This is a genomic window from Mycobacterium scrofulaceum, assembly GCF_002086735.1.
Classification (GTDB): Bacteria; Actinomycetota; Actinomycetes; order Mycobacteriales; family Mycobacteriaceae; genus Mycobacterium; species Mycobacterium scrofulaceum.
Window position 1 is genome coordinate 167773 of record NZ_MVIJ01000002.1, and the last position, 20851, is coordinate 188623.

20 protein-coding genes are annotated in these 20851 nt (G+C 70.4%); 14 read left to right on the forward strand and 6 right to left on the reverse strand.

Features of this window, described 5'->3' with window-relative positions:
* Positions 1 to 81: 81 nt before the first annotated feature.
* The gene (locus BST44_RS02955; RefSeq protein ID WP_083175010.1) at positions 82 to 345 is read right to left on the reverse strand and encodes an Rv2628 protein family; all 264 of its coding nucleotides are present in this window, start codon (positions 343 to 345) and stop codon (positions 82 to 84) included.
* Positions 346 to 674: 329 nt separating this feature from the next.
* On the opposite strand from BST44_RS02955, the gene pat reads away from it, so the two are divergent.
* Both pat and BST44_RS02965 read left to right on the forward strand, forming a co-directional pair.
* Positions 675 to 1658, forward strand: a complete 984-nt coding sequence (gene pat / locus BST44_RS02960) for an acetyltransferase Pat (protein WP_083175012.1) — start codon at positions 675 to 677, stop codon at positions 1656 to 1658.
* A gap of 185 nt (positions 1659 to 1843) precedes the next feature.
* Positions 1844 to 4633 carry an AMP-binding protein gene (locus BST44_RS02965; protein ID WP_083175013.1) on the forward strand — a complete coding sequence of 930 codons (2790 nt, stop codon included), beginning with the start codon at positions 1844 to 1846 and terminating at the stop codon, positions 4631 to 4633.
* 14 nt (positions 4634 to 4647) lie between these two features.
* On the opposite strand, the gene BST44_RS02970 is transcribed toward BST44_RS02965, so the two are convergent.
* Positions 4648 to 4917, reverse strand: coding sequence for a hypothetical protein (locus tag BST44_RS02970; RefSeq protein WP_007172055.1), 270 nt, complete (start codon positions 4915 to 4917; stop codon positions 4648 to 4650).
* 220 nt (positions 4918 to 5137) lie between these two features.
* On the opposite strand from BST44_RS02970, the gene BST44_RS02975 reads away from it, so the two are divergent.
* From BST44_RS02975 to BST44_RS02985, 3 genes are all read left to right on the forward strand, one after another.
* Entirely contained in the window at positions 5138 to 6391 is a 1254-nt protein-coding gene (locus BST44_RS02975) for an alpha/beta hydrolase family protein (RefSeq protein ID WP_083175015.1), read from the forward strand.
* A 15-nt stretch (positions 6392 to 6406) separates the two neighbouring features.
* Entirely contained in the window at positions 6407 to 7801 is a 1395-nt protein-coding gene (locus BST44_RS02980; protein WP_083175016.1) for a wax ester/triacylglycerol synthase family O-acyltransferase, read from the forward strand.
* Positions 7802 to 7959: 158 nt separating this feature from the next.
* Entirely contained in the window at positions 7960 to 9618 is a 1659-nt protein-coding gene (locus BST44_RS02985; RefSeq protein ID WP_083175018.1) for an HAD hydrolase family protein, read from the forward strand.
* A 33-nt stretch (positions 9619 to 9651) separates the two neighbouring features.
* Here BST44_RS02985 and BST44_RS02990 read toward each other — a convergent pair whose 3' ends face one another.
* The 3 genes from BST44_RS02990 to BST44_RS03000 all read right to left on the reverse strand — a co-directional run bounded on the left by BST44_RS02990 (position 9652) and on the right by BST44_RS03000 (position 12014).
* Entirely contained in the window at positions 9652 to 11067 is a 1416-nt protein-coding gene (locus BST44_RS02990; protein WP_083175019.1) for a WS/DGAT/MGAT family O-acyltransferase, read from the reverse strand.
* A gap of 114 nt (positions 11068 to 11181) precedes the next feature.
* The gene (locus tag BST44_RS02995; RefSeq protein WP_208619718.1) at positions 11182 to 11397 is read right to left on the reverse strand and encodes a hypothetical protein; all 216 of its coding nucleotides are present in this window, start codon (positions 11395 to 11397) and stop codon (positions 11182 to 11184) included.
* Between the two features lie 185 nt (positions 11398 to 11582).
* Positions 11583 to 12014, reverse strand: a complete 432-nt coding sequence (locus tag BST44_RS03000; RefSeq protein WP_083175021.1) for an Hsp20/alpha crystallin family protein — start codon at positions 12012 to 12014, stop codon at positions 11583 to 11585.
* 134 nt (positions 12015 to 12148) lie between these two features.
* Between BST44_RS03000 and BST44_RS03005 the strand changes: the two genes are divergently transcribed.
* The 7 genes from BST44_RS03005 to BST44_RS03035 all read left to right on the forward strand — a co-directional run bounded on the left by BST44_RS03005 (position 12149) and on the right by BST44_RS03035 (position 18461).
* Positions 12149 to 14254 (forward strand): adenosylcobalamin-dependent ribonucleoside-diphosphate reductase, encoded by a 2106-nt coding sequence (locus BST44_RS03005; RefSeq protein WP_083175023.1) that lies wholly within the window; start codon positions 12149 to 12151, stop codon positions 14252 to 14254.
* Between the two features lie 130 nt (positions 14255 to 14384).
* Positions 14385 to 15545 carry a site-2 protease family protein gene (locus tag BST44_RS03010; RefSeq protein ID WP_083175024.1) on the forward strand — a complete coding sequence of 387 codons (1161 nt, stop codon included), beginning with the start codon at positions 14385 to 14387 and terminating at the stop codon, positions 15543 to 15545.
* A 127-nt stretch (positions 15546 to 15672) separates the two neighbouring features.
* A complete protein-coding gene (gene fdxA / locus BST44_RS03015; RefSeq protein WP_083175026.1) occupies positions 15673 to 16029 on the forward strand; it encodes a ferredoxin in 357 nt (118 codons plus the stop codon).
* Between the two features lie 7 nt (positions 16030 to 16036).
* Entirely contained in the window at positions 16037 to 16717 is a 681-nt protein-coding gene (locus BST44_RS03020) for a helix-turn-helix transcriptional regulator (RefSeq protein ID WP_083175027.1), read from the forward strand.
* The gene (locus BST44_RS03025) at positions 16714 to 17139 is read left to right on the forward strand and encodes a hypothetical protein (RefSeq protein WP_083175029.1); all 426 of its coding nucleotides are present in this window, start codon (positions 16714 to 16716) and stop codon (positions 17137 to 17139) included. Before BST44_RS03020 ends, BST44_RS03025 begins: the two co-directional genes overlap by 4 nt.
* Before the next feature lie 31 nt (positions 17140 to 17170).
* On the forward strand, positions 17171 to 17515 hold the full coding sequence (locus BST44_RS03030; protein WP_083175030.1) for a cupin domain-containing protein: 345 nt from the start codon (positions 17171 to 17173) through the stop codon (positions 17513 to 17515).
* A gap of 4 nt (positions 17516 to 17519) precedes the next feature.
* Positions 17520 to 18461 carry an NAD(P)H-dependent flavin oxidoreductase gene (locus BST44_RS03035; protein WP_083175032.1) on the forward strand — a complete coding sequence of 314 codons (942 nt, stop codon included), beginning with the start codon at positions 17520 to 17522 and terminating at the stop codon, positions 18459 to 18461.
* 146 nt (positions 18462 to 18607) lie between these two features.
* Here the strand turns inward: BST44_RS03035 and BST44_RS03040 are convergent, their stop codons facing one another.
* Entirely contained in the window at positions 18608 to 19108 is a 501-nt protein-coding gene (locus tag BST44_RS03040) for a DUF1990 domain-containing protein (RefSeq protein WP_083175033.1), read from the reverse strand.
* A 57-nt stretch (positions 19109 to 19165) separates the two neighbouring features.
* Between BST44_RS03040 and BST44_RS03045 the strand changes: the two genes are divergently transcribed.
* Positions 19166 to 20050 (forward strand): aldo/keto reductase, encoded by an 885-nt coding sequence (locus BST44_RS03045; protein WP_083175035.1) that lies wholly within the window; start codon positions 19166 to 19168, stop codon positions 20048 to 20050.
* Between the two features lie 88 nt (positions 20051 to 20138).
* Complete coding sequence (locus BST44_RS03050) at positions 20139 to 20762, forward strand: PaaI family thioesterase (RefSeq protein ID WP_083175036.1); 624 nt, start codon at positions 20139 to 20141, stop codon at positions 20760 to 20762.
* Positions 20763 to 20851 lie beyond the last annotated feature (89 nt).

Consider the following 20851-nt stretch of genomic DNA (forward strand, 5'->3'; position numbering starts at 1 on the left):
CGTTCGATCCTGCGAAGGCGCGGGGGTTACGCGGTAGAGACGAAAGTCATGTGGGGATCGGCAAACGTCCCCGGACGGGCGTCAGTCGGCCAGGGCTATCTCGATGGACAGGCATTCACCGAGGGCGTGCGCGGCGGACCAATCGCCGCCGCGGACCGCGCGCTCGAGGTCGTCGACCAGCGGGCTGTGGGCGCCCAGCTCGGCCAGCCAGGCCGACACGGTCGCGGGGATCTGATGGGCGGGTACGCGCGCGACATGTCCCTCGTGCAGGCGGTCGGTGAGCTGATAGATCGTGGCCGGCGGCCTGCGCTGCGACCAGTGCTGCCGCCACTTCGCTGTCTTCATGTTCCCTCCCCGCTAGCCTCAACGGTCCATCCGACCAGACCCGAGGGTCCGGCCGTAGAGGCCAAGAGCACGATCGCCCAAAGGCTTTGGTCTCGCTTCCAGCCTGCCGAGGTCCCAGTCCGGCAGGGTCTTATGTCACTGCGGTCACCTACCTACTTCTCCCGCCAGGACGGCGCTGGTCGCGTACCGTACATCGGGAGATGGTGCATCGCCACGTTACTCGTTTCAAGGGCGCCGGATCGCCAAATCGGCGAGATGACCGATTTAGCAACGGATTCGCAATCGGGGCGTGATTCGGGCCGCGGCCTCGGGTGGAGAGGTGGGCAGACGTGAGGGCTGTCAGCGCCGACGAGCTGGCGGCGCTGCCCGTTTTCTCCGGCGTTGCGGCGGAGGACCTCACCGGCCTGGCCGGGCTGTTGGAGCCCCTGCATGCGGTCGCCGGTGAGGTGCTGATGCGGCAGGGCGAGCGAGCGGAGTCGTTCGCGATCATCGCGTCCGGCCGGCTCGAGGTGAGACACGTCGGGCCGAAAGGCAAAGTCACGACCACCGAGCTGTCGTCGGCGACGATCGTCGGCGAGATCGCGTTGCTGCGGCACGCGCCCCGAACGGCGACGGTGACCGCGCGCGAGGACGTGCGGGGTTACATCGGATACGGCGCCGCCTTCGACTGCATGCTGGCGATGCCGGTCCTCGCCGACCGGATGCTGCGCACCGCGCGGCAGCGATTGGCCGCCTTCATCGCCCCCATTCCGGTGTCGACCAGGGACGGCGCGCCGCTCTCGTTGCGCCCCGTCCTGCCGGGCGACGCGGAGCGGTTCAAGACCAGCGGTTCCTTCTCCCGGGAGACCCTGTACCGGCGGTACCAGGGTGGCGCCCCGACCGATGCGCGCCTGGCCTATCTTTTCGAGGTCGACTACGTCGACCACTTCGTCTGGGTCGTCACCGACGGCGTGGCGGGGCCGGTCGTCGCGGATGCCCGCTTCGTCCGCGACCAGGACGACCCCGCGTCGGCCGAGGTCGCGCTCACCGTGGCGGACGGCTACCAGGGTCGCGGGATCGGGACGCTGCTGCTCGGTGCGCTGGCCGTCGCGGCGCGCGTGGACGGCATCAAGCGTTTTCATGCCCGGGTGCTGTCCGACAATCCACCCGCCCGGGCGCTGGGCGACAAGGTGAACGCGCGCTGGGCGCACGAGGAACCGGGTGTGGTCACCACGACGGGCGAGATACCGCGCTTTCGTGATCTCCCCCTCGATCGCGCCGTCTATCAGCAGATCCGGGATGTGGCCCGTCAGGTGATCCAGGCCTTCGACTAGCGGTCGCAAGTGACGAATGCCCCGCGATTCGATGGCTTTGCGCCCTTCCCGGAGGCGCGGATGCGCCCGCAGCATGGGACGTGTTCGCCAGTTCAAGGAGCCGCCCCGTGGAGTCGCTCACCGTCTGCGCTGTGAGGCCCGCCGGCCGCGCCCGCGCGGTGGCTGGCCGGTGCGCTGGATGAACGATGGCGACCCAAGATTGCGCCCCTGCGGTCCTCGCGCTGGTGCGCGGTCTGGTGGCGGAGGTTCATGCCCGGGCCGCGCCGCCCCGCGTCACGCTTGACAGCTCGTTCGACACCCTGGGAATCGGCAGCCTGGAGCTGGCCGAACTGCTACTGCGCGTCCAGGACAAATTCGGGGTGACGCTCCCGCCGCACATCCTGGCCAGCGCGGAGACGCCGCGTGACCTGGTGGCCGCGCTCAACCCGGCCCTGGTTCTGAGCCGTCCCGCGGTGCGGGCGGACCGTGGCGCCGTCCCACCGCCGGCCACCGCATCACCCGCCGCGGAGCCGGAGTCCGCGCCGACCCTCAACGACGTTCTCAACTGGCACGTCGGCGCGAGCGCCGACCGCACCCATATCCGCATCCTCGACGATGCGGGCGACGCCGACATGACCTATGCGGCCCTGCACCGGGAGGCGGCCGCCGTCGCGTCCGGGTTGATCGCGCACGACGTCATGCCGGGCGAGGCGGTCGCGATCATGTTGCCCACCTGCCGGGCGTATTTCGTGACGTTCGCCGGTGTGGTCCTCGCGGGCGCGGTGCCGGTCCCGGTCTACCCGCCGTCGCGGCCGTCCCAGCTGGCCGACCACCTGCGCCGCACCGCCGGCATCCTCGCCAACGCGCGCGCCACGATGCTCGTCACCGTGCCGGAGGCCGTCACCCTCGGTCACCTGCTGCGCTCGAACGTGGAAACCCTGCGTCATGTCGTGGTTACCGAAACACTCACGCGCGCAGTCGAACACGGCACCACATCGCTTCCCCGGCCCCAGGCCGGGGACCTCGCGCTGGTGCAGTACACCTCGGGCAGCACCGGGCAGCCCAAAGGCGTCGCGCTCACGCACCGCAACCTGCTCGCCAACATCCGGGCGATGGGCGGGGCCGCGGCGGCCACCGGCTCGGACACGTTCGTCAGTTGGCTGCCGCTGTACCACGACATGGGTCTGATCGGTGCGTGGTTGGGTTGCATGTATTTCGGCGTGCCCCTGGTGGTGATGAGCCCGCAGGCGTTCCTGATGCGCCCGTCGCGCTGGTTGTGGGCGATTCACGACAACCGGGCCAGCATGTCGGCCGGCCCGAACTTCGCCTACGAGCTCTGCCTGTCGAAGATCCGCGACGACGAGATCGAGGGGCTCGACCTCAGTTGCTGGCGCCTGGCCTACAACGGCGCCGAGCCGGTGAGCGCCTCGACCATAGAACGATTCGGTGATCGCTTCGCCCCCTACGGGTTTCGCCGCGAGGCGATGACGCCGGTCTACGGGCTGGCCGAGTCGTCGGTGGGTCTGGCCTTCCCACCGTTGGGCCGCGGTCCGCTGATCGACCGAATCCGCCGAGACGCATTCGCCCGGTCCGGCCGGGCCGAGCCCGCCAGGCCGGGGGAGCGGGACCTGCGATTCGTCGCCTGCGGCCGGCCGTTGCCGGGGCACGAGATCCGGATCGTCGACGCGGCCGGCAACGAATTGGGGGATCGCCGTGAGGGTCGCGTCGAGTTCCGCGGTCCGTCGGCGACCGCGGGCTACTTCAACAACCCGGCGGCCACCCGCGCGCTGTTCCACGGCGACTGGCTCGACACGGGCGACCTCGGATACACGGTCGAGGCCGACCTCTACGTGACCGGCCGGATCAAGGACATGATCATCCGGGCCGGACGCAACCTGCACCCCGCGGAACTCGAAGAGGCGGTGGGCAACATCCAGGGCGTCCGCAAGGGGTGTGTGGCGGTGTTCGCCTCTCCCGATCCCTCCGGCGGGCCGGAACGGCTCGTGGTGATGGCCGAGACCCGAGCGGTCAGGGACGACGCCCGAGCCGCGCTGCGCTCCGAAATCGCCTCCGCTACAGTCGATCTGCTCGGCGTTGCGCCCGACGAGGTAGTGCTGGCGCCGCCGCGCACGGTGCTCAAGACGTCCAGCGGCAAGATCAGGCGGGCCGCCAGCCGGGCGCTGTATCAGGCCGGCAGGATCGGCGCGCGACCGCGCGCGGTGTGGTGGGAACTGGTACGGCTCCGCCTCCGTGGGGCAGCGCCGTCGCTGCGCCGCGCGCGTCGGGCGGCGGGCGACGTGGCCTTCGCCGGATACGCCTGGGCGGTGTACACCGTCCTCGGCATGCACGTCGCCCTGTTGCTGCTGCTGCTACCGCGGGCGGACTGGCGCCGGCGGGTGGCCCGCGCGGCGGTCCGGCTGCTGGCTCGCCTCACGGGGACACCGATCAGCGTGCACGGCCTCGACGGCCTCCCGTCGGGCACGTCGATCGCGGTGGTCAACCATCCCAGCTGGATCGATCCGTTGGCGCTGGCGGCGGTGATGCCGCAATCGTTCCGCTTCGTGGCCGCCGAAGTCCTTGAGCACCAGGGCGTGAACGGGTTCGTGCTCAGGCGGCTGGGCCACCAGTTCGTCGAACGGCACGAACGTGAACACGGCGTGGCGGACACCGACCGCCTGACCGGCCTGGTGCGTGCCGGTCAGTCATTCGTGATCTTTCCCGAAGGTCGCCTGGCCCGCGCCCCGGGGTTGCGGCCGTTCCACATGGGCGCGTTCGTGGTGGCCGCCCGAACCGGCGTGCCGGTGACCCCGGTGGGGATTCGCGGGACCCGGACCATCCTTCGTCCCGAGCACCATTTCCCGCGGCACGGAGCCATCGACATCACGGTCGGTCAGCCGATCGCGCCCGCGGGCGACAACTGGGCCGCGGCGGTCGAACTGCGACACGCCGTCCGCGACGCCGTCCTGATCCTCTCGGGGGAGCCGGACGTCGAATGATCCGACGGTCCGGACTATTCGTCGTGCTTGCCGACCGCCTGGCCGGCGCTGCGCACCACGCTGCGGAAGAATTCGATGCGCGCGGTGACCAGTTCGTCGGCCAGGTCCAGGGCGGCGTCCACGACGGTCTTGCGTCGTGACTGCTCGGGGAGCACCGGGCTGATCTGGTCGACGAACTTGCGGACCGCCTCGATCGCGTGCTTGCGGCCGGTCTCGACCGATTCGAGCACGTCGTCGGAGAGTTCGGCCCAGCGCGGCTCGGACTTTTGCGGTGCCTCGCTCATGATCCCACTCCTAATCGACAAGGGGGCGTCGGAGATGCCTGTGGCCGCTCCGACGTTACGACTGGCCGGGCGCAGGCGCGAGTGACGAAAGACCCTTCGGGCCCGGTCATTGGGCCCGGGGTGCCGCGCTGCCGTCGGCTTGCCGGCCAAGGACTTTCGCGGCCGCTGCCGGGCCGTAAGTCCCTAACACGCCGATTTGGGCGCCTGCTAGTTTGCCCCCATGGCGGTATCGACCAACGACGGCGGTTCCCGGCGCCCGGGTGTATTGCCCTTGAGCCCGCCCGGAGGCGTCGGCTTGAGCAGCGCCGTCAAGCCGTTCACCAGCACCGGCCGGTACCTCGCCGAGTCGTGGCGCGATTACCTCGGGCAGGCGCCCGACGAGCTTCCGATCGCCCGGCCCACCCTCGCCCTGGCGGCACAGGCGTTTCGCGACGAGGTCGTCCTGATGGGCCTGAAGGCGCGGCGCCCGATCAGCCGGCCGGAGGACTTCGAGCGCATCACGGGCGAGGTGGTCGCGGGGCTGAAGTTCTACGGCGACCGCGGCTGGCTCGACCATCCGAAGAGATTTTTCCGCCCCCCGCCTCCGCTCAAGGACGTCACGATGCGGCAGGTCACGAAGGGCAGGCGGACCTTCTACCGGATGTCTTTCGACAGCGGATACCTGCCCCGGCCGGGTGAACCCGGCGCCCAGCGGTGGACGAGCTACACCGCGAACAACCGCGAGTACGCCCTGTTACTGCGCCACCCGCAACCGCGGCCCTGGCTGGTCTGCATTCACGGCACTGAAATGGGCCGCGCCGCTTTGGATCTCGCATTGTTCCGGTCCTGGCGATTGCACGAAGACCTGGGGCTGAACGTTGTCATGCCGGTGCTCCCGATGCACGGCCCGCGGGCCCGGGCCCTGCCGAAGGGCGCGGTGTTCCCCGGGGAGGACATCCTCGACGACGTGCACGCGACGGCGCAGGCGGTGTGGGACATCCGGCGGCTGTTGTCCTGGATACGCCGGGAAGAGCCGGAATCGCAGATCGGGCTGAACGGGCTGTCGCTGGGCGGCTACATCACCGCACTTCTCGCCAGCCTCGAACCGGGCCTGACCTGTGCGATCCTCGGTGTTCCCGTCGCGGACCTGGTCGGGTTGCTGAGCCGGCACTCCGGCCTCGCCGCCGACGATCCGCGCCGTCAGACGATCGAACTGGCGGAGCCCATCGGGCGGATGACGTCGCCGCTGTCGCTTGCCCCGCTGGTGCCCCTGCGCGGCCGCTTCATCTACGCCGGCGTCGCCGACCAGGTGGTGCATCCGCGCGAGCAGGTGGTCCGCCTGTGGGAGCACTGGGGCAGGCCCGAAATCGTCTGGTACCGCGGCGGACATACCGGCTTCTTCCGTGCGCGACCGGTACAGCGGTTCGTCGAGGCGGCGTTGCAGCAGTCGGGCCTGTTGAACGGGGCCGCGACGCAGCGCGACCTCCCCGCCTAGCCGCGGCGGCCGAAGGTGAACCCGCTGGATCCGTTGGACGCGGCGATGATGACCGCGGAGGCGGTGTCCAACCCGATGCACGTCGGCGCCGTGCTGATCCTGTCGCCCCCCGCCGGTGCCGGGCCGGACTACGTCGACGAATTGCACCGGGCGACGCTCGCCGGGAACGACTCGATCGATCCACGGCTGCGCCGGTACCCGCACCGCGGCGTGGACACCGGCGGGCTGTGGGTGTGGCGGCACGCGGATTCCGTTGACGTGAGCCGGCATTGCCAGCGCCGGACGGTGATCGGGGACGGGTTCTGGCGGCTGATCGGCGAGCTGGACGCTTTGCGCCTGGACTGGAGCCGGCCGATGTGGATGTCGTATCTGATCGACGGCCTCGACGGGGGCCGCTTCGCCTTCTACATCAAGGTGCATCACACCGTGACCGACGGGGTGGCGGGTTTCCAGATGATCACCGACGCGCTGAGCAGCGATCCCGATCGCCGTTCGATGCCACCGTTTTACGCGGACTGCCGCCCGCAGGCCGCGCCGCCGGCCCCGGGCGGGCTGGTGTCCCGTCTCATCGCACCGTTGCGATCGCTGACCGGCGCGGCGGCGTCGGGCGTGGGGCTGGTCGGGCGGGTGGCCACCGGCGAAATCGCTACGGTGCTGGACACTTTGGTTGGGCACACCACCGTGCTGCCCCTCGGGGCGCCCTACACCCGGTTCAACGGCCGCCTGGGCCCCGAGCGTGCGGTCGCCGCGGGCAGCTGGGCGAAGGATCGCATCCAGGCGGTGCGGCGGGTGGCCGGCGTGACCGGCAACGAGGTGCTCACCGCGATGGCGGCCGGTGTGGTGCGGCGCTGGCTGTGCGACCGCGGCGAACTGCCCAAACGCCCACTGGTGGCCGCCTGCCCCATCACGGTGCGCGACCCCGACCACGACACGCCGAACGACCGGCATGGCAACAGGTTCGGCCTGTGGATGTGCCCGCTGGGCACCGACCTGGACGATCCGCTGGCCCGGCTGGACGCGATCCATCGGTCGATGTCGGAGGGGAAGCACTGGGTGGCCAAGCGGGGAGCGGCGGCGTCGCTGCTGACCAACGCCGGGAGCATCGCCGCGACGGCAATCGGCCCACTGCTGCCGTTCACCCCGAAGATCCGCACCGGTTACAACCTGCCGATTTCACACGTGCGCGGCCCGGCGACCGAAATGTATTGGAACGGCGCCCGTATCGAGGCGATGTATCCGGTGTCGACGGTGTACGACGGTCACGCGCTCAACATCACGACGTGCTCGTACGCCGACCGGATCGGGTTCGGCTACGCCGCGGGCCGAGAGGTGGTGCCCGACATCGAGACGTTCATCCCGATGACCGAGGAGTGCCTGGCCGAGCTGGAGCGCGCGCTCGGCGCCGGCTGACCGCGGCACGCGGTTCGCCAGGGCCACGCGCCGAACGAGGACGAACGGCCCTAGAGGACGGCGCGCTCGGGCCCATAGGTTGGGCATCGGACGCCGGTGGACCGGGCGTCCCGCGAGCGGTTCGGACCTCGATTTCGGCGGATACAGGTGGCAAGGCTGTGGCATTTTTCAAGGTGGTCGCAGTCGACTTCGACGGCACCCTCACCTCGAGCGCCAACCTGGACCCGGCGACCCTGCAAGCCGTCGACCAGTCGAGAAGCGACGGCCTGGCGATCGTGGTGGCCACCGGCCGCATCGGCGCCGAATTGCGCGCGGAATTCCCGCAATTGGCCGACCACGTCGACGCGCTGGTGCTGGAGAACGGCGCCGTCGTCGTGTTCGGCGGCCAGGCGCACGCGCTGGCGCCGCCGGTCGATCCCGATCTCGACCGGGCGCTGGACGAGCGGGGGATACCGTACCGGAGGGGCGAGGTGCTGGTGGCCGTCGCCGGTGAGCACCTGGCGGCCGTCGTCGAAGTCATCGCCGAACTGGGAATGGACTACCAGCTGATCCGCAACCGGGCCGCCCTGATGGTGCTGCCGGCGGGGATCACCAAGGGAACCGGGCTGACCGCGCTGTTGGAGATGATGAATCTGTCCCCGCACAACACCGTGGCGGTGGGCGACGCGGAGAACGACCTGTCGTTGCTGGCCGTCGCCGAGGTCGGCGCCGCGGTGGCTGACGCGGTCCCGTCGTTGCGGCGCTTCGCCGACGTGGTTTTGGGCGCTCCGGGGGGCGCGGGCGTCGCCGGGTTGCTGGCCGGCCCGTATCTGTCTGGCGCGGAACGCTTGTGCCCCCCGCGCCACTGGCTCGAGATCGGCGCATTCGACGACGGGACCCCCACCCGGTTGCCGGGGAGCCAGGCGCGCATCCTGGTGACCGGGCCCGCCGCGTCGGGAAAGAGTTACCTCGTCGGCCTGATGGCGGAGCGATGGCTCTCGGCCGGCTACTGCGTGCTGGTCATCGACCCCGAAGGCGATCACCTGCAGCTGCAGCAACTCAGCCACGTGCAGGTCGTCGACGGTGGTCACCACCTGCCGGAACCGGCCGAGCTGGTCGACGCGCTGCGCCCGAACTCCGGCCTGGTGGTGGACCTGTCGGGCCTGGCCGAGCCGAGCAAGACCGACTACGTGCGCCGGCTGCGGTCGACCGCCGAGGCGCACCGCGAACAGTACGGATTTCCGCACTGGGTCATCTACGACGAGGCCCATCTCCTCGGCAACGGGGAGGAGGCGCACTGGGCCCGCCGCGGCGGTTATGTGTTGTGCTCGTTCGTCCCGGCGTCGTTGCCCGCCCACGAGCTCGACAGCAGCGACGTGGTGCTGGCGCTGACGAGGCCCGACACCGCGACGGATCTGGGGTCGCGGCGTTGCGCCACCGTCCGATTCGGCTCGGGGCCGCCGCGCGAATTCACGATCGGCGAACGCCACACCAAGCACGTGCGGCACCGCCACAAATACGCCGATATCCGCCTCCCCGCGGAGCGGCGGTTCTACTTCCACACCACCGACGGCCTGCCGATCGCCCCCGCCGCGACGATGCACGACTTCACCGTCGCGCTGCGGCGGCTCGACCAACAGGCGCTCGAATACCATCTCGAACGAGGCGACTTCTCCCACTGGCTGGAAGGCACCATCGCCGACAAGGAGCTCGCGGCGCGGGTGGCGGCCTGGGAGGACGACCTCGAGGCCCGCCGCGCCGCCGACGTGGAGCGCATCCGCCAGCAACTGGTGCGGGCGGTGGAGAAACGTTACCTGCCTTCCGAGCAACGCCGGTGAGCCGGCCGGCGCGGGGTCGCGTCAGCCCGTGGCCTAGTTCGCGATCCGGGCGGCCCGACGGCTTTGTCGGGGCTGCAGAGGCTTTCGCGACAGGGCGCGGGTCACCAAGCGCGCGACGCCGAGTTCGATGCCGCGGGCCAGCTCGTCGACGTCCGGTGCGGCTTCGTAGTCGGCGGTGATGCCGATCGCCAGGTCGTCGACGTAGCTGAGCATGCTGATCACCGTGCGCAGCTGCAGTGCGATCGGCGGGATCGGCAGCAACTGCTCGACCGGACGCCCCAGGACCTGGAGCCGCTGGCGCGGACCGGGCACGTTGGTGGCCAGCGTGACGACGCTGCGCTGCGGGAGCCGGGTCAGCGCCCGCACCGTCCACGCGTTCACGGCGAACGGCAGGTAATTGGTCAGCGTGACAAAGGCTTTCGCGGCTTGCCGCTCACCGCTGGCCTTGAGCCTGCCGAGCCGCGCGTGCACCGACTTCAGTCTCCTGACCGGATCGCGTTCTTCGACCGGCAGCGAAGAAAGCATCGCCGAGACCCGGATGTCGGTGCGGTCCATGGTGTTTGGCGAACGAACCGACACCGGGATCATGGTGCGCAGGGAGTTGCGCCGGAGTTTCTCCCCGCGGCGCAGCAGCACGGTCCGGAAACTGTCCGTTATCGCGGCCAGCGCGACATCGTTGAGCGTCACGCCAAAGGTCTGGCAGACTGTCTCGACGTCTTTCATCGACACCCGCGCCGCGCTGTAGCGGCGCATGGTGCTGACCGGTCCGCGCAGCGACGTCCCTCCCGCCGGCGCGAGCAGGCCGGCGATGAATTCGGTTGCCCCCATGGCGGTGTGCGCGGCGGTAGTGGTGGTGGCCACCGACGCGCGCCACACGCCGCGGGCCCACGTCCGCGGGTCACGACTGAGCCCCGCCGACGAGACGATGGACGGGGCCGGTTCCCTGGCGGCGCGGATGTCGCCGGCGTACGTTTCGCCGGTGCCCGGGTCCGCAAGGCGGGTGATCATCCGCACGATGGCGATCCCGTCGGCCAGGCAGTGGTGAATCTTCACCAGCATGGCCCACCGCCCAACCGGCAGGCCCTCGATGACCCAGCACTCCCACAGCGGATGATCGCGGTCCAGCCGGCGTTCCATGAGATCGGCGATCAAGCGGAACAACGCCGAATCGTCGCCCGGGGGAGGCAAAGCCACCATGCGCACGTGATGGCCGATGTCGAAATTGGTGTCCTCGATCCATCCCGGCGCCGCCAAATCGAAGGCATGCTTGCGCACGAGCTGGGTGAACCGGGGCACGTCGCGAATGCGTTCGGACAGCGTCGCGGCCAGTTCCTGCGGGTCCGGCACCGGCCCGTCGATCACGGCCAACGTGCCGATCGCCATACTCACGTGCCGGTCGGCGTCCTCGGCCTCCAGGAAACTCGCTTCCAGGGTGGTTAGCTGTTCCATGCCCCGCTCATCTCCGCTTCGCACTGATCGGGATCACTATCCGTCGCGCGGCGCGAGGGCCGATAGTGCCGTTGGTCCCGAAGCGGTGGGACCGGTCTGCCTCCGGCGGGCCGGCTAACGCCGGGCCGGCCGCGAAGCGCGGCCCACATGGCCCAGGATGCGTTCCAGGACGATGTTGGCCAGGTCGCCGTCGTCGGCGACGCGCGCCAGGCCGCGGCGCCGAAGGAACGTGTCGAGGCGTCGATCGGGCGACCAGTCGGCATAGATCGGGCCGAGATAGCGCGACTGCAGGAATTCCCACGCCAGTGCGTCCACGTCAGAGTCGGTCAACAACAACGGTGGGGTACCACCCATGGCCGTCATACTCCCTTGTTCAGCCGCAACCGGCACCAGCCAAGTTACGTCAGACGGCGCCCCCATTCCGTCACGCGCAGATTGCGGATCGGGTCCAAAGTCATCACCGGATTCGGCCGTGCGGGCCCGGGCCACGCTGCCCGGGCCCGTGCTTCGGCCGACTACTTGGCGGCGACCTTGACGTGCTTCTCCTCGGGTACGGGCTGCGAAACCGGCACGGACACAGTCAAAATGCCCTTGTCGTACGTGGCCTTGATGTCGTCCTCGTTCGCGCCCGACGGCAGCGACACGGTGCGCACGAACGAGCCGTAGGAGAATTCCGAACGGCCGTCGAATTCTTTCTTCTCGCTGCGCTCGGCCTTGATCGTGAGCTGACCGTCGCGGATGGTGACATCGACGTCCTTGGCCGGGTCGATGCCGGGAATCTCGGCGCGCACCTCGTAGCGGCCGTCAACCATCTCGTCTTCCAGCCGCATGAGCCGGGTGTCGAACATCGAACGGATTCCGGCGAACGACGGGAACCCCGAGAAGAAGTCCGAGAACTCGGGGAACAGCATGTGCGACTTCTGCGTCGCGGGCACGGTGGTGGTCATGGTCTTTCTCCTGAGATGTCTGTTGCTGAAACGGACGCCTCCGATCCGACCATGCGAGCCGGTTCCGCGGTAGGGACGGAAGTCCCTATCACGTTTCGGGCGACGACTTTTGGCCCGGCGGGGATACTCGAGTGATGGTCGGGACAGCGCGGTCCGCGCGGTGGCCGTCGAACGTCCGGCGCCGGGACGGGCGCCTGGTGCCCTTCGACCTCGCTCGCATCGAGGCCGCGATCGCCCGGGCCGCGCGCGAGGCCGGACACCGCGACCCGACGCTGCCCGGCCCGCTGGCCAGGTCGGTCGCCGACGCCCTGGCGGGCCGGTTCCGCGGCGGGATCCCGACGGTCGAGGGCATCCAGGACCTGGTCGAGGCGCGGCTGACGGCGGCCCGCCTGGACGACGTTGCCCGCGCCTACGCCGCGTACCGCCGGCACCATGCCGAACTGCGCGCGACCAAAGAGCTGCTGGGCGTGCGCGACGAACTGAAGTTGAGCGTGGCCGCCGTGACGGTGCTGGGCGAGCGCTACCTGCTGCGCGACGATCAGGGCAAGCCCGTCGAATCGACCGGCGAGATGATGGATCGCGTCGCGAACCACGTCGCGGGCGCCGAAGAGAAGTTTCGGCCCGGCTCCTCGGCGCTGTGGGCCCAACGGTTTTCGGCGCTGCTGCGCGGCCTCGAGTTCTTACCCAACTCGCCGACGCTGATGAATGCCGGCACCGAACTGGGCCTGCTGTCCGGGTGTTTCGTTCTGCCCGTAGATGATTCGCTGCACTCGATCTTCACCGCGCTCGCCCAGGGCGCGGACATTCACCAGGCCGGTGGGGGGACCGGCTACGCGTTCGGCCACCTGCGGCCCGCCGGCGACCTGGTCGTCCGCACCGGGGGAACGGCCAGCGGGCCGCTGTCGTTCCTGCGGCTGTTCGACTACGCCGCCGCGGTCATCTCGATGGGCGGTCGCCGGCGCGGCGCGTCGATGGCCGTGCTCGACGTGTCGCACCCCGACATCTACGACTTCGTCACCGCCAAATCCGGCTCGCCGAGCGAGCTCAACCAGTTCAACCTGTCGGTGGGGGTGACCGACGAGTTCCTGCGCGCCGTCGGGCGCGGCGGCAGCCACCGACTGGTCAACCCGAGGACGGGCAGGACGGTCGCGACGGTGGCCGCGGCCGACCTGTTCACCGCCATCTGCGAAGCGGCACACCGGTGCGGCGACCCCGGACTGGTGTTCCTCGACACGATCAACCGCGCCAACCCGACGCCCGCGCTGGGGCGGATCGAGGCCACCAACCCGTGCGGCGAAGTCCCGCTGTTGCCGTACGAATCGTGCAACCTGGGCTCCATCAACCTGGCCCGGATGGCCGGCGGCGGCGGCGTCGACTGGGAACGACTCACCGCGGTGGCGGAGCTGGCCGTGCGTTTTCTCGACGACGTCATCGACGTCAGCCGCTTCCCCTTCCCGGAGGTGGAGGCCGCCACCACGGCCACCCGCAAGATCGGCCTGGGGGTGATGGGCCTGGCGGAGCTGTTGGCCGGCCTGGGCATCCCGTACGACAGTGAGCGCGGGGTCCGGCTGGCCGCCCGGATCGCGCGCACCGTGAACCGGGCCGCGCACGCCGCCTCCGAGCGGTTGGCCGAGGAGCGCGGACCGTTTCCGGCCTTCGGCGTCAGCCGGTTCGCGGGCTCGGCGCCGCGGCGCAACGCCCAACTCACCTCGATCGCCCCGACCGGCACCATCTCGCTGATCGCCGGGACGAGCGCCGGGATCGAGCCGATGTTCGCGATCGCCTACGTCCGGGCGGTGATCGGGCGGCGCCTGCTCGAGGTCAACCCGTGCTTCGACCGGCTCGCTCGCGACCGCGGTTTCTACCATCCCGACCTGGTCGCCGAAATCGCCCGGCACGGCGGCGTGCGCCAGGACCCGCACGTGCCCGCCGAAGTTCGGGCGGCGTTCCCCACCGCCGCGGAAATCACCCCGGCGTGGCACCTGCGGATGCAGGCCGCGGTGCAGCGGCACGTCGACGCCGCGGTGTCCAAAACCGTCAACCTGCCGGCGGAATCGACCGTCGACGACGTCCGCGCGATCTATCTGGCCGCGTGGGAGGCGAAGGTGAAGGGCATCACCGTGTACCGCTACGGCAGTCGGGCCGGACAGGTGCTCAGCTACGTCGGTACCGACCAGGCGCTGCTCGCCGCCGACGCCACGTTCAGCGGCGGATGCCTGGGGCGCCGGTGCGAATTCTGACGCGTCCCACGCGGGCCGGTCGTCCGCCGCGCCCGGGGGTCCAACGGCCCTAGCGGCGAGCACGGCGTGGCCATACCGTCGGGTGAGGGGCGCAGTCAACCGCCCCGCCTCGACGACTTCGGAGGTCTGTGTGCGCGATGCGATTCCGATCGGGCGGATCGCCGGTTTTCCGGTGAACGTCCACTGGAGCGTGCTGGTGATCCTGTGGCTTTTCACCTGGAGCCTGGCCAGCACGCTGCCCGGCAGCGTCAAAGGGTATTCGCACGGCGCCTACTGGCTGGCCGGGGCGTGCGGCGCGCTGGTGCTGTTGGCCTCGTTGGTGGCGCACGAACTCGCGCACGCCGTCGTCGCGCGCCGCGCCGGGGTATCCGTGGGCAGCGTGACCCTCTGGCTGTTCGGCGGGGTGACCACCCTGGGTGGCGAGGCGAAGACGCCCAAGGCCGCCTTCCGCATCGCGATCGCCGGCCCGGCCACCAGCCTCGCGCTGGCGGCGATCTTCGGGGGCCTGGTTGTGGCCCTGCCGATCGTGGGGGCCGCCCCCATCGTGGTCGGCGTCGCCTCCTGGCTGGCCGGCATCAACCTGTTGCTGGGCCTGTTCAATTTGCTGCCGGGTGCGCCGCTGGACGGTGGCCGGGTGCTGCGGGCGTTCCTGTGGCGCCGCCACGGGGACAGCGTGCGCGCGAGCATCGGCGCGGCCCACGCCGGACGGGTGGTGGCGTTCATCCTGATCGGGCTGGGACTGGCCGAATTCCTGCTGGGCGGGATGGTGGGCGGCGTCTGGCTGGCCTTCATCGGCTGGTTCATCTTCGCGGCCAGTCGCGAGGAGGAGACGCGGATTTCGACCCAGCAGATGTTCTCCGGGGTGCGGGTCGCCGACGCGATGACGGCCCGGCCGCACACCGCCCCGGGATGGATCACCGTCGACGATTTCGTCCAGCGCTACGTGCTCGGCGACCGGCACTCGGCGTACCCGGTCGTCGACCAGAGCGGGTCGGTCACGGGTCTGATCACGTTGCGGCAGTTGCGCGACGTCGCGCCCGGGCGGCGCGGCACCACCACCGTGGCCGAGGTCGCGCAACCGCTGCACGAGGTGCCCTCCGGCGCGCCGCGGGAACCGCTGACCGCGCTGCTGGAGCGGATGGCGCCGGCCGGTCCGCGCAGCCGCGCCCTGGTGTTCGAGGGCGACGAGGTGGTCGGCATCGTGACGCCCACCGACGTGGCGCGGCTGATCGAGGTCTACCGGCTCGCCCATCCCGACGACGCGAGACCGGCCTCGGCGCAGAGCATTTAGGCGACGCCGCTCACCGTCGGGGCTCGCTTGTCCGGCTTGCGCAGCTGCCGGACGCCGAGTTCGTCGACGGACACGGCCTCCCCCGAACCCCTCGTTTTTACAAGTAAGGTTGTGTAAACTACAGCGCATGACGTACGTGATCGGGAAGCCATGCATCGACGTGATGGACCGCGCCTGCGTGGACGAGTGTCCCGTCGATTGCATTTACGAGGGCGGCCGGGCGCTCTACATTCATCCCGACGAATGCGTGGACTGCGGAGCGTGCGAACCGGTGTGCCCGGTCGACGCGATCTACTACGAAGACGACCTGCCCGAGGAGCTCAAACCGTACCTGGCCGACAATGCAGCGTTCTTCGCCGAAACGCTGCCGGGACGCGATGCGCCCTTGGGATCCCCGGGCGGGGCGGCGAAAATGGGTCCGCTCGGTGTAGACACGCCTTTGGTGGCCGCTCAACCGAGGGCCGACCAAGCGGAAGGAGCGTGAGGGTCCCGTGAAGTTGCCGCCCACGTCGATCCGGGAATCCGCGAGCCGCCGCCGCGAGGTGCTGCGGGTGTTACGGAGGTCGCCCGATCCGATGAGCATCGCCGCGATCGCCGACGTGTTGGGTGTGCACCCCAATACCGTCCGCTTCCACCTCGACAGCCTGGTGGGTGACGGGCAGGTGGAGCACGTCGAACTCGACCGCAAGGGTCCGGGGCGCCCTCCGCTGATGTTCCGCGCCGTCCGTCAGATGGACCGCGGCGGCACGCGGCACTATCGCCTGCTCGCCGAGGTGCTGGCGACGGCGTTCGCCGCCGAGCCGGACGCCGGTGCCAAGGCGGTGGCCGCGGGCCGGGCCTGGGGGCAGAAGCTCGAATCCAGCCTGGAAGCGGTGCCGGCCGGGCCGGCCAGCGCCGAGGAGGCCATCGACCACCTGGTCAACATGCTCGACGAGCTCGGCTTCGCGCCCGAACGCCGAACCGCCGACGGGGAGCAACAGGTCGGCCTGCGGCACTGCCCGTTCCTGGAGCTGGCCGAAAACCGGACGGCCGTCGTCTGCCCGGTGCACCTCGGCCTGATGCAGGGCGCGATGGACGCGTGGGGGGCGCCCGTCTCGGTCGACCGGCTCGAGGCCTTCGTCGAGCCCGATCTTTGTGTGGCGCACCTGGCGTCGCAGCCGGCGGCCACATGAGTGCCGCAGCGGCGGTCGCCGTCGCGGTCACCTTCGTGTGGCTCGGCATGGTCCTGGCCATCTCGTTCCTGGAGGCCCCGCTGAAGTTCCGCGCGCCCAACGTGACGCTGCAGATCGGGCTCGGCATCGGGCGGCTGGTGTTCCGGGCCCTCAACACCGTCGAGGTCTGCTTCGCCCTGTTGGTCGTGGCGATCGTGGTCGCCGGCCCGGCGCCGGTGGGCATCACCGCGGCGCTCTTCGTCGCCGCCGGCGCGCTGGCCGTCCAATTGATCGCGGTGCGCCCCGCGTTGACGCGCCGGTCCGACAGCGTCCTCGCCGGCTCGGACGGACCGCGCTCCCGGGCCCACTACGTCTACGTCGGCTTCGAGGTGGTCAAGGTCGTCGCGTTGATCGTGGCGGGGATACTGCTATTGACGGCCTGATCGCGTCCGCTCAACCGCAAAGGACTCAGCTATGGAATCGATCTCGTTGACCGGCCTCGCGTCCGAAAAGCTGGCCGAAGCCAAGGAATCGCACAGCGGTCGGGCCGCCCACACCATCCACGGTGGCCACACCCACGAACTTCGGCAGACCGTGCTGGCTTTGCTTGGCGGCCACGAACTTTCCGAACACGACAGCCCGGGTGAGGCGACGCTGCAGGTGCTGCAGGGCCACGTGCGCCTGACCACCGGCGGTGACGCCTGGGAAGGCAAGACCGGCGACTATGTCGCGATTCCGGCCGAACGGCACGCCCTGCTCGCGGTCGAGGATTCGGTGGTCATGCTGACCGTGCTGAAGACCATTCCCTCGGCTCACTAGCCGGATGCTTGCCACGCCCTGGTCGCGGGAATTCGGGCTGCGGGTACCGATCGTCAACGCGCCGATGGGCGGCGTCGCCGGTGGCCGCCTGGCCGCGGCGGTCACCGCCGCCGGCGGTCTGGGCATGGTCGGGATGGGCAGCGCCGCCACCCGGCAACTGCTCGGGGCGCAGCTGCAGCACGTGCGCGGGACGTTCGGCATCGGCCTGGTCGACTGGGTGATGCGCACCGAAGCGGGTCTGCTCGAGGATGCCCTGGCCGCGCGGCCGGCCCTGCTGTCGGTCAGTTTCGGCACCGACTGGTCCTGGGTCGCCAGGGCGCACGACGCCGGGATCCCCACCGCCACGCAGGTCTACGACAGCCTCGGGGCGCGCCAGGCGGCCGACGCCGGCGTCGACGTGCTGGTGGCACGCGGCTCGGAGGGCGGCGGCCACGGGGAGACGAAGCTCGCGACCCTGCCGTTGCTCGACAGCGTGCTGGACGCCGTCTCGGTGCCGGTCCTGGCGGGCGGCGGCGTCGCGTCGGCGCGCAGCCTGGCCGCCGTGCTGGCCGCCGGTGCGAGCGGGGCGTGGGTGGGCACGCGCCTGGCCGCGTGCCCGGAGGCGCTCTCGGGCGAGGGCAGCCGCCGGGCGCTGATCGCGGCCCGCGCCACCGACACCGCGGTCACCCGGGCCTTCGACGTCGCCCAGGCCCGGCCGTGGCCCGCGCGGTTCCCGTCGCGGGTGCTGACCAACGATTTCGTCGCGCGCTGGACCGGCAAGGAGGACGCGCTCGACCCGCAGGCCTGCGACGAGCTCGCGGCCTCCATCGCCGCCGACGACCGCCGGGTCGCCCCCGTGGACGCCGGTCAGGGCGTCGGGATGATCCGCGACGACGCTTCGGTGGCCGAGGTGATCGACGAAATGTGTTCGGGTGCAGAGCGTTTGCTGACGGCCTGGGGCTCGTAGCGCCCGGGCGTCGCGAGCTCACGACCGGTTATCGCGCCCGGCCGTCACGCTTGCGTGACGCTCGGCGGGCGGCGCCACGCTGGCGTGACACTCGGCGGCGAAGGGCGACGGCCTGGGGCTCGTAGCGCGCCGACGAGCCCGGCGGCTCAGACCCCGCGCAGATAGCGTTTCGCGATGACGCGCTGGGCCACCGACACCACCGGCCTTGCGGCCTTGCTCCACCAGGTCGCCGGCCGGGAGAACGCCGTCACCTCCGCGAACACCGCGTCGGTGGCGGGGTCGCGCCGGACGACGAAACGCTCCTCGCCGGACTCCGGATGACCCGGCAGCGTGCCGTAGGCGAACCCGCGGATGTCGGGCTCGTCGATGACGTACACCACCCGGCACGGCGCGGGCAGGAAACCCATGCGCACGACCACAACCGTGTCGAGTGCCGCGACCTCGGAGCTGGCCCGCACCCGCAGGCCGGCCCCGCGCTGCATGCCCCAGCGCATCACGGCGTCGGCGGCCCGTTCGAAGCGCTCCCGGCCCGTGCCGATCTGGGCCTCCGTGTGCAGGTGGCCGTATGCCGCGGGCAGCTTGCCGGACGCGGTCGCCCCCACCTCGGCGTACGTCAACGGGAGTTCCTCGAGCGCCGTTAAGTCCATTCACCCAGCTTGCCACGCCGACATGCGCGGCCACATTCGCGGCGTACGGTCGTAAAAGTGACCGCACAAAACTCGAAAACAGTTGCAGAAGCGTCCGGAACGTTCACTCTCGGCGGCGACCTGACGGTCAATCGGCTCGGCTTCGGCGCGATGCGCCTGACCGGCAAGGGCGTGTGGGGGCCGCCCGCCGACCGCGACGAGGCCGTCCGGGTGTTGCGGCGGGCCGTCGAACTCGGCGTGAACTTCATCGACACCGCGGACTCCTACGGCCCCTACGTCGCCGAGGAGATCATTCGCGAGGCGCTGCATCCGTACGACGGGTTGGTGATCGCGACGAAGGCCGGACTGCTGCGTACCGGACCCGACGTCTGGATCCCGCTGGGCAACCCGAGCTATCTGCGCCAGGAATGCGAGATGAGCCTGCGCCGCCTGGGCGTCGAGACCATCGACCTGTTCCAGCTGCACCGCATCGACCGCGATTTCCCGCTGGCCGACCAGGTGGGCGAGCTGCTGACCCTGAAGAACGAAGGAAAGATCCGCCACATCGGCCTGTCCGAGGTCAACGTCGATCAGCTCACCGAGGCTCAGCGGACCACCGAGATCGTGTCGGTGCAGAACATGTACAACCTGTCCGCGCGGGGCGCCGAACCGCTGCTGGACGCCGCGACCAGCCAGGGCATCGGCTTCATCCCGTGGTTCCCGCTGGCCGCCGGCCCGCTGGCCGCCGCCGACGGGCCGCTGCAGCGCATCGCCGCCGAGCACGACGCGAGCCCGTCGCAGCTGGCGCTGGCCTGGTTGCTGAAGCGGTCACCGGTGATGCTGCCCATCCCGGGCACGTCGAAGGTGGCGCACCTGGAGGAGAACGTCGCCGCCGCCGAGATAGAGCTGTCCGACGAGGAGTTCGAGACGCTTTCGAAGGCCGGGGCCCAACAAACGGTCTGACTTCGGCCCGCGAAACTGTATTCCACGACGCGTTTCGCGGGTAGGGCCGTCCCTAATTGCAGTCTCGCGGCCCGGATACGGTGTCCGGGTGACCAGCGAACGCGCCGGGCATCGCGGCGGGGGGTTCAACCCGCCGGAGCCGACGACCAAGGGCGGGCCGGATTACGGCAGGTTCGTCGACGCCGTGCGCACCCTGCAGGACCACGCCCGTGCGGTCGACGCGCCCGACGCGGTGATCACCGAGGCCGCCGACCTGCTGGACAAGGTGTCCGCGTTGCTGAGTCCGTTCGACGCCGACGAGTGGGAATCCCCGTCCGGGCGCCGCATGGACCTGCCGATGCGCGGCAACATCCTGACCGTGCCCATGCAGGCCCGCAAGACCGACGACGGCCGCATCCGGGGCACCGCCCGGTTCGCCCGATTCCATCTGGGCCGCAACGGCGCCGTGCACGGCGGCTGCCTCGGGATGCTGTTCGACAGCGTGCTCGGGCTGACGTCCTCGGTGCTCACCGGGGGCCCCTACCAGCGCACCGCCTACCTCAAGATCGACTATCGCCAGATCGTGCCGATCGAGAAGGATCTGCAATTCGACGCCGGCATCGACCGCGTGGACGGCCGCAAGATCTTCGTGTCGGGCCGGCTGACCGACGGGGACACCCTGCTGACCGAAGCCGACGCCCTGTTCGTGCGGCTCAAGCCGGGCCAGCCCTGACGGTCGCCGCCATGCCGCGTCGAAAACCGTTGTTTGGTAAGGCGTATGACTGCCCCACGCACAAGCCGGGCCGGGCGCCTGCGCCCGCG